This is a genomic window from Streptomyces sp. SAS_270 (assembly GCF_052543295.1).
Genome location: NZ_JBMNDS010000006.1, coordinates 106,596 through 119,731 on the forward strand (window position 1 = coordinate 106,596; position 13,136 = coordinate 119,731).

At 70.4% G+C, this 13,136-nt stretch carries 14 protein-coding genes; 6 read left to right on the forward strand and 8 right to left on the reverse strand.

Features of this window, described 5'->3' with window-relative positions:
- Window positions 1-43 precede the first annotated feature (43 nt).
- The gene (locus ACN6LB_RS06410) at window positions 44-1,372 is read right to left on the reverse strand and encodes a phosphatase PAP2 family protein (protein ID WP_356133377.1); all 1,329 of its coding nucleotides are present in this window, start codon (window positions 1,370-1,372) and stop codon (window positions 44-46) included.
- A gap of 244 nt (window positions 1,373-1,616) precedes the next feature.
- Window positions 1,617-2,285 (reverse strand): DNA-binding response regulator, encoded by a 669-nt coding sequence (locus ACN6LB_RS06415; protein WP_356133341.1) that lies wholly within the window; start codon window positions 2,283-2,285, stop codon window positions 1,617-1,619.
- A 72-nt stretch (window positions 2,286-2,357) separates the two neighbouring features.
- Between ACN6LB_RS06415 and ACN6LB_RS06420 the strand changes: the two genes are divergently transcribed.
- From ACN6LB_RS06420 to ACN6LB_RS06430, 3 genes are all read left to right on the forward strand, one after another.
- The gene (locus ACN6LB_RS06420) at window positions 2,358-3,206 is read left to right on the forward strand and encodes an aldo/keto reductase (RefSeq protein WP_445024922.1); all 849 of its coding nucleotides are present in this window, start codon (window positions 2,358-2,360) and stop codon (window positions 3,204-3,206) included.
- Window positions 3,207-3,304: 98 nt separating this feature from the next.
- Entirely contained in the window at window positions 3,305-3,931 is a 627-nt protein-coding gene (locus tag ACN6LB_RS06425) for an NAD(P)-dependent oxidoreductase (protein WP_445024923.1), read from the forward strand.
- A 108-nt stretch (window positions 3,932-4,039) separates the two neighbouring features.
- Window positions 4,040-4,516, forward strand: a complete 477-nt coding sequence (locus tag ACN6LB_RS06430; RefSeq protein ID WP_445024924.1) for a tautomerase family protein — start codon at window positions 4,040-4,042, stop codon at window positions 4,514-4,516.
- 36 nt (window positions 4,517-4,552) lie between these two features.
- Here ACN6LB_RS06430 and ACN6LB_RS06435 read toward each other — a convergent pair whose 3' ends face one another.
- Window positions 4,553-5,137, reverse strand: coding sequence for a TetR/AcrR family transcriptional regulator (locus ACN6LB_RS06435; RefSeq protein WP_445024925.1), 585 nt, complete (start codon window positions 5,135-5,137; stop codon window positions 4,553-4,555).
- Between the two features lie 107 nt (window positions 5,138-5,244).
- On the opposite strand from ACN6LB_RS06435, the gene ACN6LB_RS06440 reads away from it, so the two are divergent.
- The 3 genes from ACN6LB_RS06440 (at window position 5,245) to ACN6LB_RS06450 (ending at window position 7,609) form a co-directional block, all read left to right on the forward strand.
- The gene (locus ACN6LB_RS06440) at window positions 5,245-5,676 is read left to right on the forward strand and encodes a tautomerase family protein (protein WP_445024926.1); all 432 of its coding nucleotides are present in this window, start codon (window positions 5,245-5,247) and stop codon (window positions 5,674-5,676) included.
- Complete coding sequence (locus ACN6LB_RS06445) at window positions 5,669-6,679, forward strand: zinc-dependent alcohol dehydrogenase (protein WP_445024927.1); 1,011 nt, start codon at window positions 5,669-5,671, stop codon at window positions 6,677-6,679. The genes ACN6LB_RS06440 and ACN6LB_RS06445 overlap by 8 nt, the downstream gene beginning before the upstream one ends.
- Before the next feature lie 186 nt (window positions 6,680-6,865).
- On the forward strand, window positions 6,866-7,609 hold the full coding sequence (locus ACN6LB_RS06450; RefSeq protein WP_445024928.1) for a DUF4232 domain-containing protein: 744 nt from the start codon (window positions 6,866-6,868) through the stop codon (window positions 7,607-7,609).
- A 79-nt stretch (window positions 7,610-7,688) separates the two neighbouring features.
- Here ACN6LB_RS06450 and ACN6LB_RS06455 read toward each other — a convergent pair whose 3' ends face one another.
- From ACN6LB_RS06455 to ACN6LB_RS06475, 5 genes are all read right to left on the reverse strand, one after another.
- Window positions 7,689-8,333, reverse strand: coding sequence for a response regulator transcription factor (locus tag ACN6LB_RS06455; RefSeq protein ID WP_356133355.1), 645 nt, complete (start codon window positions 8,331-8,333; stop codon window positions 7,689-7,691).
- A complete protein-coding gene (locus tag ACN6LB_RS06460; protein ID WP_445024929.1) occupies window positions 8,297-9,616 on the reverse strand; it encodes a sensor histidine kinase in 1,320 nt (439 codons plus the stop codon). The genes ACN6LB_RS06455 and ACN6LB_RS06460 overlap by 37 nt, the downstream gene beginning before the upstream one ends.
- Before the next feature lie 165 nt (window positions 9,617-9,781).
- Window positions 9,782-10,249, reverse strand: a complete 468-nt coding sequence (locus ACN6LB_RS06465) for a MaoC family dehydratase (RefSeq protein WP_356133359.1) — start codon at window positions 10,247-10,249, stop codon at window positions 9,782-9,784.
- A gap of 87 nt (window positions 10,250-10,336) precedes the next feature.
- Entirely contained in the window at window positions 10,337-11,368 is a 1,032-nt protein-coding gene (gene sbnB / locus ACN6LB_RS06470; protein ID WP_356133361.1) for a 2,3-diaminopropionate biosynthesis protein SbnB, read from the reverse strand.
- A gap of 63 nt (window positions 11,369-11,431) precedes the next feature.
- Window positions 11,432-13,114 carry a phytoene desaturase family protein gene (locus tag ACN6LB_RS06475; RefSeq protein ID WP_445024931.1) on the reverse strand — a complete coding sequence of 561 codons (1,683 nt, stop codon included), beginning with the start codon at window positions 13,112-13,114 and terminating at the stop codon, window positions 11,432-11,434.
- Window positions 13,115-13,136: the final 22 nt, after the last annotated feature.

Here is a 13,136-nt window from a genome sequence, read left to right on the forward strand (position 1 = left end):
GGCGGACAGCGGTGGCTCCACAGGTGAACGCCGTGCCGCGGATTCACACCACTTCGGGTTGCGGTTCCGGTTGAAGTGCCGGCGCCGGCTTCGGCTGCCACTGAGTGGTGGTCCGTACGTAGCCGTAGACCACGGAGCCCACCGCCAGAATGAGGAGGGGCCCGGACAGCCACGGGTGTGCGGCCATCTCCGTCGGCAGATAGCGGTACGAGAGCAGGAGTGCGGCGAAGACCGTTGTGCCGTAGGTGACCAGTTGGATTCCTGATCGGTCCCAGCCGCGGTCGTGCGCGCGCAGGGCGGCCTCGATCGTGACCGCGAACACCACGCCGGCGACGAGGTCCGCGCCGTAGTGGTAGCCAAATCCCAGTGTTGCGGTGAGGGTGGCGACCAGCCAGAAAGTGCCCGCGAATCGCAGAACTCGTGGGCCCTTGCGGGAATGAATGAAGATCGTGGTGGCCCACGCCGTGTGCAGGCTGGGCATGCAGTTGCGTGGGGTGATCTGGTCGAACGGCATCGGGTGGGGGGCGCTGATCGGCGGCATGATGTCCGGCCAGAGGTTGGCCACGGCCCAGTGCGCGGTGGGCGGCGTTTCCGGCAACAGGCGGGCCCATGCCCAGTATTCGTTGCCGTTGCCGAAGGCGTAGAGCGGTCCGACCACCGGGAAAATCATGTAGATGGCGGGCCCGAGAAGGCCGATCACCAGGAAGGTGCGCACCAGATGGTGGCTCGGGAAGCGGCGCTCGACCGCCACATTGCGCAGCTGGTACAGCGCGACGACGACCGCGGCGACGGCGAGCTGACCGTAGACGAGGTTGAGGGTATGGACGCCGACCGTGCCGGAGGCCATGACGATCCGGCCCACCAGCCAGGACGGATCGCCCAGCGCGTGGTCGGCGGCTGCCATGTACTGGTCGAGCACCGCCGGGCGGCTCTTCGCCGTGATCAGCAGCCAGGTGTCACCGGTCTTGCGGCCGGCCACCAGCAGCAGAGCCAGCCCGACGCCCTTCAGCATCAGCAGACGTTCCTGGCCCGCGCGACGCGTGACAGCGAAGACCGCACTGCCCAATATCACCCACAGAGCACCGTTGCCGAAGGGGTGGCCTTCGGTCACCTTGATACCGGCCGCCCATCGCACCAGCACGATGACCACGTCGATGCCGATCGCGGTGCCGGTCGCGATGAGCCGTTGCCGCCGGGTGAACGTCACCATCATCAACGCCATGCTGGCGTACAGCAGAAAGCCTGATTTGGGCGGGAATATCACTTCGCGCACCTGGCTGGCCATCGGCCCCGGGATGCCGTAGTGATGCGCCGCGATCTCCAGCGCGATGAGGAACGCGAGGGTCACGGCACCCGCCGCGCCCCACAGCAGCACCCGCGGCCGGCGCCACGCGGGGAACGCAGGTCTGCGATTGGTTCGCGAAAAAAGCCGCAATATTCGAGGTATCAATTATTTGGCCGGTTTGCTAGATATTGGTCGAGTTTGGTCACTGATCGCGCTGGAAAGCATGGTTTTTCGACGAAGGACGTTCGAAGGACGCCTTCGTCGTGAGTTCGAACATGCTAACGGAGCCGTGCGGGTGGGTTTCAGGGACTTACGGGACCCGGAATGGTGATCAGCTCCGGGTCAGGCCCAGTTCGCCCGCGCGCACCCCGGCCTGGAAACGGGAGCCCGCGTTGAGGGCGACGAGGAGCTCGGCGACCCGGCGGCGGTAGGTGCGCAGTGACATGCCGAGGTCTCGTGCGGCCGCCTCGTCGGTGACGCCGGAGCCCAGGGCGCGCAGGACTCTGCCGGTTTCGGCGTCGATGCGGGGGCGTTCCGAACTCAGGAAGTCAGCGAGGTCGGTGGCGCTCTGCCAGGCGGCCTCGAACAGCGCGTAGGCGCCGTCGACGAGGGCCGGCGTGGCGCTCATGGTGTACGTGCGCCGGCCGTGGGCGGCCATGGCGGCGGGCACGGGGCTGGTGAGGATCATGGTCCGCCGGTCGATGAAGACGGTGCCCTGGGTCAGCGGGGTCGCGGCGATCCGCACCTGCATGCCGTGGGCGGCCATCTCGCGCAGCGCCTCCCGGTCGCGCTCGTCGGCGAGCACGGCGGGGCTGTACAGCTTGCGGGCCGGCCGTACGGTGCCACCACGACGTATCTCCCGGCGCGCGGCCTCGCGGGCGCCGGGCCAGATGTCGAGGTCGCGGGCGATGTTGACCCATTCCGCGTCGTCCGGCTCCGTCAGGGGCCTGATCCGTGCCCAGAGTTCAAGATCACTGTTGAGCACCATGACCTGTGGCATGAGCCCATTGTGCCTCTGGCAGCAAAATGCCACGGGCTCGTGAACCGATTCCGGGCCGGGCAGCCTGGGCGCATGAGCAACAGATTCCGCCTCGGCGGCGACCTCGACGTCAACCGGCTCGGCTTCGGCGCGATGCGCCTGCCTTCCAAGGACGGCATGGGCGGTCCCGCCCGCAACCCCGAGAACGGCCGTGCCGTGCTGCGCCGCGCCGTGGCCCTGGGCGTCGACCACATAGACACCGCCGAGTTCTATTTCAGCGCGGGCGGTACGGTGCGCGCCAATACCCTGATTCGCGAGGCCCTGCACCCGTACCCGGCAGGCCTGACCATCGCCACCAAGGTGGGCCCGGTCCTCGGTCCGGACGGCATCTCCCACGGCACCGCGGCCGACCTGCGCGGCCAGGTCGAGGCCAACCTCGAAAGCCTGGGGCTGGACCGGCTCGACCTCGTGTACCTGCGCATCGGGCTCATGGAGCCCCCGCACGGCGAATCCCTCGCCGAACGCTTCGAGGCGCTCGCCGCCCTGCGCGAGGAGGGTCTGATCCGCCACCTCGGCGTCAGCAACATCGACGCCGCCCATCTCGCGGAGGCGCGCGCCATCGCCCCCGTCACGGCCGTGCAGAACCAGTTCCACGCCGCCCGGCGCGGCGACGCGGACATCCTGGCCGCCTGCGAGGAGTCCGGCATCGCCTTCGTGCCCTTCTTCCCGGTGGGCGGCGGCGGGGAGTTCGAGGACGCGCGGCCGGCCAAGGTGGCGGCCCGGCACGGCGTCACCGTCCCCCAGATCGGCCTGGCATGGCTGCTGGCCTCCTCCCCGGTGACCCTCGCCATCCCGGGAACAGGGTCCGTCTCCCACCTGGAGGAGAACATGGCCGCCGCCGCGATCACCCTCACCGAGGAAGACCTCGCCGACCTCGCGTGACGTCCGGCTGCTCCGAGGAGCCTGCCTCCGAGGCCTCCCCCTGGTGCGTTCCTCCGCACCACGCCCTGTCGCCCCCACACACGAAGGACACCCATGCCATGAAGCTGCTGATCCTCGGTGCGACCGGCCCGACCGGCCGTCACGTCGTCGACCTGGCCCTGCGGGCCGGTGACTCGGTCACCGTCTTCGTCCGCAACCCGGCCGCGCTGGGCGACCTGGCGGATCGGGTCACCGTGGTGACCGGGGACGCCACCTCACGGCACGACGTCTCCGGCGCCATGACCGGGCAGGACGCCGTCGTCGCCGCACTCGGCCGCGGGAACTCGTTGACCGCCGACGACTTCTTCACCCGTTCCTCCACGGCCGTGATCGCCGCGGCCGAGGAGGTGGGCGTCTCGCGCCTGGTGTGGCTGTCGTCGTTCGGCGTCGGCCACACCTACCAGTGGTCGAGCGTCCCGCAGAAGCTGATCTACCGCACGCTGCTGCGCTCGGTCTACGCGAACAAGGAGATCGCCGACGAGCGCATCCGCTCCAGCGCACTGGACTGGACCCTCGTCTACCCGACCAGGCTGACCCACGGCCCGGAAGCCGGCACCTACCGGGCGGACGACCGGCTGCCGATGAAGGGCAACCCGACGATCAGCCGCGCGGATGTCGCCGCCTTCATGCATCAGGCGGCGCACGGCAGCGAGTGGCTTCACCGCACCGCCGTGATCTCCGACTGAACCCTCTGGGGCCTCTGGCCTCCGAAGTCTTCGGAGTCTTCGCCTATGACAGTCGTTATAGAGGGCTGTAGGCTACTGCCTCTATAACGACTGTCATAGGAGGATGTCGTGACGATCATCACCGTGAATGCACCGAAGGGCCGCCTGGGCCTGGAGCAGCGCCGCGAGCTGGCCGAGACGCTGACGGACGCGGTACTGCTGCCCGAGGTGGGGCAGTCCGCTCCGGCCGCCCGGGTCGGGTTCCAGGTGCACTTCGTCGAGCGCGAGCGGGACATGATGGCCATCGGCGGACGGCTGCTGGCGGACGCCGGGCCGGACCTCGACGTGATGGTGATCGACATCGCGGTCATGGACGCCGCCTGGCAGTCGGACGTACGGGCCGAGGTCATCGAGCGCGTGCTCGCCGCACTGGCGGAGGCCTGCGGGCTGGAGGAGCCGTCGCCGACGTGGTGGGTCAACTTCCGCGTGATCGAGGAGGGCAGCTGGGGCTCGTCCGGGGGCGTGCTGTCGATTCTGCCGCTGCTGGAGAGCGGGGTGTTCACCAAGGAGAGGGTCGAGGCCGTGCGCGCCGCGCTGGGTGCCTGACGCCCAGGAGGAACGCCGAGCGCGCGACGCGCGCCCTCAGTCCCTGATCGTGGCCAGGATGAGCCCCCGCAGTTGCTCCGCCGCATGGTCGAGGGGCTGCGTGCTGCGTCTGGCGCGGCACATGGCCACGGTTCCCTCGACGGCCGCGACGATGAGCGTCGCGAGCTGCGCCGCCTGCTCACGCTCGGCGCCGCGCTCGCGCAGCGAGGCGGCGAGCAGGCCCTCCCAGGTGGTGAAGACCTCGGCGGCGGCCACCAGGGCAGCGGGCGGCTCGTCGTCGGGCGGTTCCTCGATGGAGACGGCGAGCACCGGGCAGCCAGCCCGGAAGTCACTGTCGACGACGATCTTGCGCCACAGGCCGAGGAAGGCCTGCAGTCCGGCGACCGGCCCTGCCTCCAGCTCCCTGCGCAGGCTGCGGGCGACCCACTCGCCCGTGTAGCGGACGGCCTCCGTCGCCAACTGCTGCTTGCCCTCGGGGAAGTAGTGGTACGTCGAGCCGAGCGGCGCCCTGGCGTGCTTGGCCGTCTCGCGAATGCTCGTGGCGTTCAGGCCGCGCCGGCTGATCATGTCGGCCGCCCCGGCCACGATCCGCTCACGCGCCGTCGGGCTGGGCTTGGTCACGTACGTGATCCCTTCTGACACCACACACCACTGGATATAACGACCGTCATACTCTAGCGTGACACTGCCTATAACGACTGTCATAGAACCGAAGAGAGAGGTGTGCCATGCCGTCGATCCGGCTCACAGTCCCCGCCGGTGCCCTGAGCGAACAAGGCCGCCGGAGCGTTCAGCGTGACCTCGCCGCGGTGCTGCTGCGCTGGGAGGGCGCACCCGACACGCCGTTCTTCCGCGCCCAGGCGTGGAGTTACCTCCTCGAACTGCCGGCAGGCGCGCAGACCACCACCGAGGACGACGCCCCTCGCTTCCTGGTGGAGGTCACGGTCCCGCAGGGCGCCCTGTCCGAGCGTCGCAAGGCGGGCCTGGTCGAGGAGGTGACGCAGACCGTGCTGTCCGCGGCCGGTCTCGCCGCGGACGAGGCCCTGCGGGTGTGGGTGCTGGTGCACGAGCAGCCCGACGGCACCTGGGGAGCGGGCGGCTCGGTTCTGCGCCACGCCGACCTGGTGGCACTGGCGAAGGGGCAGCGCGCCGATGCGTGAACTGACCTACGTCGCCAAGCGCACCGTCGAGTGGCGCGAGGCACCCGACCCGAGGCTCCGGTCCGGGCGGGAGGCGATCGTCGCGCCGGTGGCCGCCACCCCCTGCGACGTCGACTCCGCCATCCTCGCCGGGCACGGCTTCGTCGAGCCGCCGTTCGCCCTCGGCCACGAGTGCGTCGCCCGCGTGGTGGAGACCGGCGACACCGTCACCGCCGTCGGCCCCGGCGACCTCGTCGTGGTCCCCTGGTCCATCAACTGCGGTACCTGTGACCGCTGCCGGGCCGGGCTGACCGCGCACTGCACCGCCGTGCCCTACATGGCGATGTACGGCGCCCCGATCGGCGGCAGTTGGGGCGGACTCTTCTCCGACCTGGTCCGCGTGCCCTACGCCGACGCCATGCTCGTACCCCTGCCGCCCGCTCTCGACCCCGTCGCCATGGCCTCGGCCAGCGACAACTGGTCCCTGGCCTGGCGGCTGATCGCCCCGCATCTCAAAGCCCGCCCCGGCGCGCGGGTGCTGGTCGTCGCCCGTGGCAGCATCGGCCTGTACGTGTGCGACATCGCCCGCGCGCTCGGCGCCGGTGAGGTGCTCTACGTCGACCCCGCAGCCGAGCACCGCGAGCTCGCTCAGGGGTACGGCGCCGCCACCGCCGTATCCCTGGAAGGGGTCCCGCCGGGCTTCGACATCGCGGTGGAGGCCACCGGCCGCGTCGACCAGCTCGCCCTGACCGTCAAAGCCCTGGCGCCGGAAGGGATCTGCGAGAGCGCGGGCAACCACTTCCGGCCCGGCGAGCTGCCCCTGCTCGACATGTACCTCACCGGCGTCACCCTGCGCGTCGCCCGCGACAACGTACGCGCCCACATCCCCGACGCCCTCGCACTCGCCGCCACCGGCGAGGTCGCCCCCGAGAAGGTGGTCTCCCACGTCATCGACTGGGAGGACCTGCCGACCGCGCTGCCGGAGAAGTACCTCAAGCCCGTCTTCGTGCGGGCGGGCAGCTGAGTCGACGGCCGGTCCGACGGCCGGGGAACGGGAACGCGGACCCGGACGATGACCGTCCGGCCCATATCTCGTCACCGCTGCGTCACAGGTGAGCGTTGGCGAGAACCCGTCGGCCGCCGATCCTGTCTGCAGCAGTGGGTGTCGGCGAGGGTCGGTGTCCGGTGCGAGCCACAGTCGGGGGAGATCATGCAGTACAGGAACGGCATGCGCAGAAGCGTGATGATGGCGATGGTCGCGGCGTCGGCCGCCCTGGTGATGACCGGATGCCAGCCCGATGACGACGGATCGGGGACGGACGAGTCGTCCTCGAGCGCGCCGAGCGTCTCGAAGTCGCCCTCGGGTTCCCCGAGTTCCGGCTCCACGGGCTCCGGTACGCCGAGTTCCGGATCGACGAGTTCGGCTTCGCCGAGTTCCGGTGGCACGGATCCCGCGACGCACGGGCCGTCCTCGACGCCGACGACCGCGCCGTCCACGGGTTCCTCCTCCGGAGCGACGTGTGCGGACTCCAGCCTGGACCTCACCGCCTACCAGGCCGCCGACCGCCCGGACGGGACGGGAACCGGCGCGGCGATCATCGAGTTCACGAACACCTCCGGCGCGGAGTGCGTCCTCAACGGGCACCCGACGGTGGCGGGGGCCGGCAACGGATCCCCGGACCACAACACCCCGTTGACGGTGACGCCCACCGGATCGGCGACGCCCGTCCGGGTCGCCCCGGGCGGCAAGGCCTGGGTGAAGCTGACCTTCGTCCAGGTCCAGGGCGAGGCGGACGGCTACTGCGAGTCCGGCGCGGACCCCTCGTCGTACCCCACCCTGGTGATCGGCCTGCCCGGCTCCGGCGCCCACCAGGTCGCCCTGGACGACGGCGTGTTCGCCGAGTGCGACAACACGGTGAGCGCCACCGCGGTCACGGCGACCAAGCCTTCCTGACCCGGCACGCGCGAAAGCCCCGGACCGAGGATCATGGTCCGGGGCTCACCCGCATCTGCTGCTGTATTTGGCGCTGAGCCTACTGCTCCAGATACGCCAGTACCGCGAGCACCCGTCGGTTGTCGCCGTCGCCCTGGAGGAGGCCCAGCTTGGTGAAGATGCTGCCGATGTGCTTGGCGACGGCCTTCTCGGAGATGAACAGGCCTTGGGCGATGCCTGCGTTGGAGCGGCCCTGGGCCACCCATTCGAGGACTTCGCGTTCGCGTTCGGAGAGGCTGCCGACCCGCTCGTCGCGTTCCTTGCGCTGCAGGAGCTGGGTGATGACCTCGGGGTCCAGGGCGGTGCCGCCCTCGGCCACGCGCCGGATGGAGTCGAGGAACTGGGTGCCGTTGGTGACCCGGTCCTTGAGCATGTAGCCGACTCCGCGGCCGCCGCTGCCGAGCAGCTCGCGGGCGTAGAGCGGCTCGACGTACTGGGACAGGAGCAGGACCGGGAGGTCGGGGATCTGCTCGCGGGCGGCGAGGACCGCTCGTAGGCCCTCGTCGGTGAAGTTCGGCGGGAGCCGGACGTCCACGACGGCGACGTCCGGCTGTTCACGGGTGAGGGCTGCCAGCAGTTCCGTTCCGTTGTCCACGGCGGCCACGACCTCGTGGCCGTAGGCCTCCAGGAGGCGGATCAGACCGTCCCTCAGGAGGAAGTGGTCTTCGGCGAGGACAATACGCACGGAAGCTCCATCGTCACCATCGTCGGACCGTTGACGGGGCTGTTCACCGCCAGGACACCGTCGAAGGTGGCCAGCCGCCGCTCGATGCCGCGCAGGCCGGTGCCGCGCGAGGCGTCGGCGCCGCCGTGGCCGTCGTCGGTGACGGTGATGCACAGCATGGCGTGATCGTAACGGATGTCGATCCAGGCCCGGTCGGCCCCCGCGTGCTTGGCGACATTGGTGAGAATCTCCGAGATGGCGAAGTACGCGGCCGACTCGACCGGCATCTCGGGGCGGCCGGGCACCTCGACCGTGACCTCGGTCGCGACGGGGCAGACCAGGGCCAACGCCCGTACCGCGTCGGCGAGTCCGCGGTCGGCGAGGACCGGCGGGTGGATGCCGCGGACCAGGTTGCGCAGTTCCTCCAGCGCCTTGGAGGAGGACTGGCGGGCCTCGATCAGCAGGGCGCGTACGGCCTCGGGGTTGGACTCCAGGAGGTTCTCGGCGGCGTCGAGGGTCATGCCCATCGCGACCAGCCGGGCCTGGGCGCCGTCGTGCAGGTCGCGTTCGATGCGGCGGATCTCGGCCATCTGCGTGTCCACGGCGTCGGAACGGGTGGTGGCGAGGTGCTGGATGCGGCTGGCCATGATCTCGCTCTCGCTGGGAGCGAGCATCGCGCGGGTGTAGAGGGCGTGCTTGCGGACGGCGCGGGGTGCGGCCCACAGGGCGAGCGGCAGTTGCAGGACGCCGAGGGCGCCGGCGAGGACCGCGGTCGTGGTGCCCTCGATCGGGATGAACTGGTACCACAGGCCGTCCCACTCCGCGGAGAGCGGGACTCCGAAGAACGCGAGGAAGACGCCCCAGACGCCGCTGAGGATCAGGGCGAGCGGGAGGAACGCCAGGAAGGCGCCGGCGATCGGGTCGGTGAGGACCCAGACGTACTCGCGCCGCGTCTGCGGGTCGCTCATGATCCAGCGGTAGCGGGCGACGGCACCCGAGGCGCCCGCGGGCACCGGCGGCAGCGGGCCGACCGGGCCCGGGATCTCCACGCCGCACCAGCGCAGGGCGAGCTCACGCTGACGCGCGGCGAGATTGCGTACGCCTTCCATGGCGCGCGGCACCATTCCGAGGCCCGGACCCACCAGGGTGATCGCCCCGGAGACCGCCAGGGAGCGGCCGAACGCGGCGATGGACATCCAGCACAGGGTGAGTGCGTGCCGCAGACCGGTGATGCCCGCCGGAACGGAGAATCCCCTGATCTCGCCCGGCGGGCGGCTTTCCCCGAGCTGCATCGTGCGGTCCATGGGACTCGCTCCTCTCTGGTGCCATTCGCAGTACCTGGGCCGAACCGGCCGTGTTCTCATTGTGGCGGTCGGCAGGTACGGAAATCGGTAGTACTAACTCCCCTCTTGGTTGGCCGAAAAGGGGGAGTTCCTCTACCTCGCGCGTAGTTCCCCACGGCAAATGCCCTAAGAGGCCGTGAAGAGCGACAGGGTGTCCGCCACACAGGCCGGCCGCGGCTTGTCCTCCCCCGCGGCCCGCACCTCCACCGTCATGCGTACGGCCGCCAGGTGGCCCACGGGTGTCTCGCGCACGCCGGTGAGCTTGGCGCCGCCGCGGACGTGCGCGCCGACCGGCACGGGCCGGGGGAAACGGACCTTGTCCAGGCCGAAGTTGACACCCAGGTCGACCTTTTCGATCTCGAAGATCGCGCGCATCATCGCGGGCAGCAGCGCCAGCGTCATATAGCCGTGGGCGATGGTTCCGCCGAAGGGTCCGGTCGCCGCGCGTTCCGGGTCCACGTGAATCCACTGGAGGTCGCCGGTCGACCCGGCGAACTGGTCCACGTCGTGCTGGGTGACTTCAAGCCACTCGCTGTAGCCGAGGTGTTCACCGGTGGCGTCGGCGAATTCGTCCAGGCTGGCGAAGGATTTCATGGGCTCGATTCTGTGCGGGCGTCATGGACGGGGACAAGAAGGTCCGGCACCGTGGTGCCGGACCGTCAGCGGGGTGTCAGCGAGGCGTCAGCCGTAGCGCTTGAGCTCGTGGAAGAAGTCCGGGACGGTGTGCAGCCGATCGGCTTCCAGGACCCGGTCGTAGATGAACTTGGCGACCGCCATGTCGAGGACGCCGAGGCCGAACGGCGAGAAGATCACCGGCTTGTCGGTCGGCGGGGTGATCGCTCCGGTGAGGACGTCGTAGAGGGTGCCGGCGACGAACTCCCGGTGGCCGACCTGCTGTTCGGCCAGGTGCGGCGAGGTGTTGGCCTTCATGCAGTGCTCGACGTCGTCGACGGCGTTCCACGACGCGAGGACGATCTCGGGCGACAGGTCGCGCAGGGAGACGTGCAGCACCAGCGGGTTGTGCGCGAACCACTGCGGGTCCTGGACATGCGGCTCGCCCGCGATGGTCGCGAAGACGATCAGGTCGCTGGAGCGGATCAGGTCCTCGGCCTTGTCGTGGACGGTGATCTCGCAGCCGTCGCTCTCGACCCGCTCCAGGTAGCCCTTGAATCCCTCGGCGTGCTCGGCGGACAGGTCGTGCACGCCGATCGACTCGAAGGCGAAACCGGTGTTCGCGAGGTAGGCGTGCACATAGCGGGCGATCAGGCCGACGCCGAAGAAGCCCACCCGGGTGGGGCGTTCGCCGCGCGCGTCGGCGAGCCGCGCCGCCGCGAGGGCCGCGGAGGCGGCGGTGCGCGCCGCGCTGATGATGGAGCTCTCCAGACAGGCGAACGGGTAGCCGGTCTCCGCGTCGTTGAGGATGAGGACCGCCGAGGCGCGCGGAATGCCCGCGGCGACGTTCTCGGGGAAGCTGGAGATCCACTTGATGCCGTGCACGCCCACGTCGCCCTTGACCGACGCGGGCAGCGCGATGATCCGGTCGGAGGGCCGGTCGGGGAAGCGCAGGAAGTACGAGTCGGGGTTGACCGTCTGACCCTCGCCGTGCAGGCGGTAGGCGGCCTCGACCGTCGCGACGACCTCGTCCTCGCGCCCGCCGAGGGCCTCGTGCACCTGGGCGCCGGAGATCACGGCGAAGGGCGGTACCTGATTCATGGGAACACTGCTCCTGAGGAAATGGCTGCTCGAAGGACTTGGGGAAGTGAGGAAAGCGCCGCGTCAGCCCATCCGTGCCAGGCCCTTGGCGCGGTGCCGTGCCCGGCCGCGTGAGACGACCAACGGGTCCCAGTCCGGGGCCCGTTCGGGCAGCCTGGAGGCGTCGCCGAGCACCGTGCCGGCGAACACCTCGGCGAGCAGTCCGCGACCGAGGATCTGCGAGGCCGCGGCGACTCCGCCCGTGGCGACCCCGCCCACTCCGCTGCCGTAGCGGACGCTCTGGCCGACGACGTAGAGCCCCTCGACGTCGGTGCGCACATCGGGGCGCTGGCCGGCGCCGCCCCAGGTGGCCATGCCGTACGGGGTGCCGCCGCTGGCGCGGATGTAGCGCTCGTTGGTGAGCGGGGTCGCCGTCTCCACGTGGGTGATGCGGTCCCGGAACGGGCCGAGGACCTTCTCGGCGGTGTCCAGGATGACCTCGGTCAGCTGCCGCTTGCGCGCCATGTAGGCGGGGTTGCGGCGGTAGGGCTCGCCGTCGACGGGTCCGCCCTGCAGGCCCCAGAACTCGTAGCCGGGCGGGCAGCCCGTCATGAGCTGGAAGTTGCTGTGGCCGGGCGGACAGACGGCGGGGGCGCCCGCGTCCTTGATCGAGGCGAAGGAGAACGCGAGCTGCGGCACGGACTCCATCGAGCCGTCGCGGGCGTAGCGTTCCAGGACGGCCGCGTGCGCGGCCTCCATGTCGTCGCTGTCGTGCCACCAGATGTTGGCGTTGGGCAGATCGGGCAGCTCGGTGTCGAGGGCGACGTACACGGCGACGACGGCGCTGCGCATGGTCGCCGCGCGGGTGCGCGCCACGAGGTCGGCGGGGAAGGCCTCTTCGCCGCCGCACAGGTCGAGGACGGTACGGCGGTAGTCCGCGTTGGAGATGACCAGGGGCGCGGATATCCGTTGCCCGTCGGCGAGTTCGACGCCGGTGGCGCGTCCGCCCTCGATGAGGATGCGGCGTACCGAGCACCGGGTGCGCAGTTCACCGCCGTACGCCTCGAGTGCCTCGACGAGCGCGGCGACGAGGGCCTGGCCGCCGCCCTCGGGGTAGTACGCGCCGCGCAGGTAGTGGTCCATGATGTTGACGTGCTCGGCGAAGCCGATGCCGTCGGGCATCGCGCCGTAGTTGCCTGCCTGCGCGGCGACCAGCGTGCGGCCCTTGGCGGACAGGCCGCTGTGGTCCAGGGCCTGGCCGAGGGTGCGGCGGGTCCAGCGCATCGTCTGCGGCGACCTGCGGAACAGTTCCACCATGGATTCGCCCATGAGGCCGGCCCGGCTGGCGCCGGCCACGGCGGTGGCGAGGTCGATGAACCGGTCGACGCGGTCGGCCTCCTCGGGCACGGCCCGCTTGAGGTTCTCGCGGTACGGCTCCCAGCCCGCGGGCACGTCCACGGTGGCCGTGGGCGTGATGATCCGGTCGAAGCCGTTGTCGTTGTCCATGGGGCGAAAGCGCACCCGGTCGCCGACGCCGAGGCCGGAGAGGATCGACGGGATGAGGCCGTCCGGGCCGCAGTCGCCGAGGTAGTGGGTGCCGACGTCGAACTCGTACTTGCGCCGGCGGCGGAAGACATGGGCGTTGCCGCCCGCGATGTCGTGCTGCTCCAGGACGAGGACGCGGCGCCCGTCGGCGGCCAGGTAGCCGCCGCTGACCAGTCCCCCGATCCCACTGCCGACGACGATGGCGTCGTACCGGTCCTGCATCCCCGAGCCCCCCTGCATTCCC

Excerpts from the sequence above, each read along its gene's own strand:
- ACN6LB_RS06445 (WP_445024927.1), top strand. The coding sequence starts at position 5,669 with ATGCGTGAACTGACCTACGTCGCCAAGCGCACCGTCGAGTGGCGCGAG.
- ACN6LB_RS06440 (WP_445024926.1), top strand. The coding sequence starts at position 5,245 with ATGCCGTCGATCCGGCTCACAGTCCCCGCCGGTGCCCTGAGCGAACAA.
- ACN6LB_RS06460 (WP_445024929.1), bottom strand. The coding sequence starts at position 9,616 with ATGGACCGCACGATGCAGCTCGGGGAAAGCCGCCCGCCGGGCGAGATC.
- ACN6LB_RS06475 (WP_445024931.1), bottom strand. The coding sequence starts at position 13,114 with ATGCAGGACCGGTACGACGCCATCGTCGTCGGCAGTGGGATCGGGGGA.
- ACN6LB_RS06450 (WP_445024928.1), top strand. The coding sequence starts at position 6,866 with ATGCAGTACAGGAACGGCATGCGCAGAAGCGTGATGATGGCGATGGTC.
- ACN6LB_RS06415 (WP_356133341.1), bottom strand. The coding sequence starts at position 2,285 with ATGCCACAGGTCATGGTGCTCAACAGTGATCTTGAACTCTGGGCACGG.
- ACN6LB_RS06425 (WP_445024923.1), top strand. The coding sequence starts at position 3,305 with ATGAAGCTGCTGATCCTCGGTGCGACCGGCCCGACCGGCCGTCACGTC.
- sbnB (WP_356133361.1), bottom strand. The coding sequence starts at position 11,368 with ATGAATCAGGTACCGCCCTTCGCCGTGATCTCCGGCGCCCAGGTGCAC.
- ACN6LB_RS06420 (WP_445024922.1), top strand. The coding sequence starts at position 2,358 with ATGAGCAACAGATTCCGCCTCGGCGGCGACCTCGACGTCAACCGGCTC.
- ACN6LB_RS06465 (WP_356133359.1), bottom strand. The coding sequence starts at position 10,249 with ATGAAATCCTTCGCCAGCCTGGACGAATTCGCCGACGCCACCGGTGAA.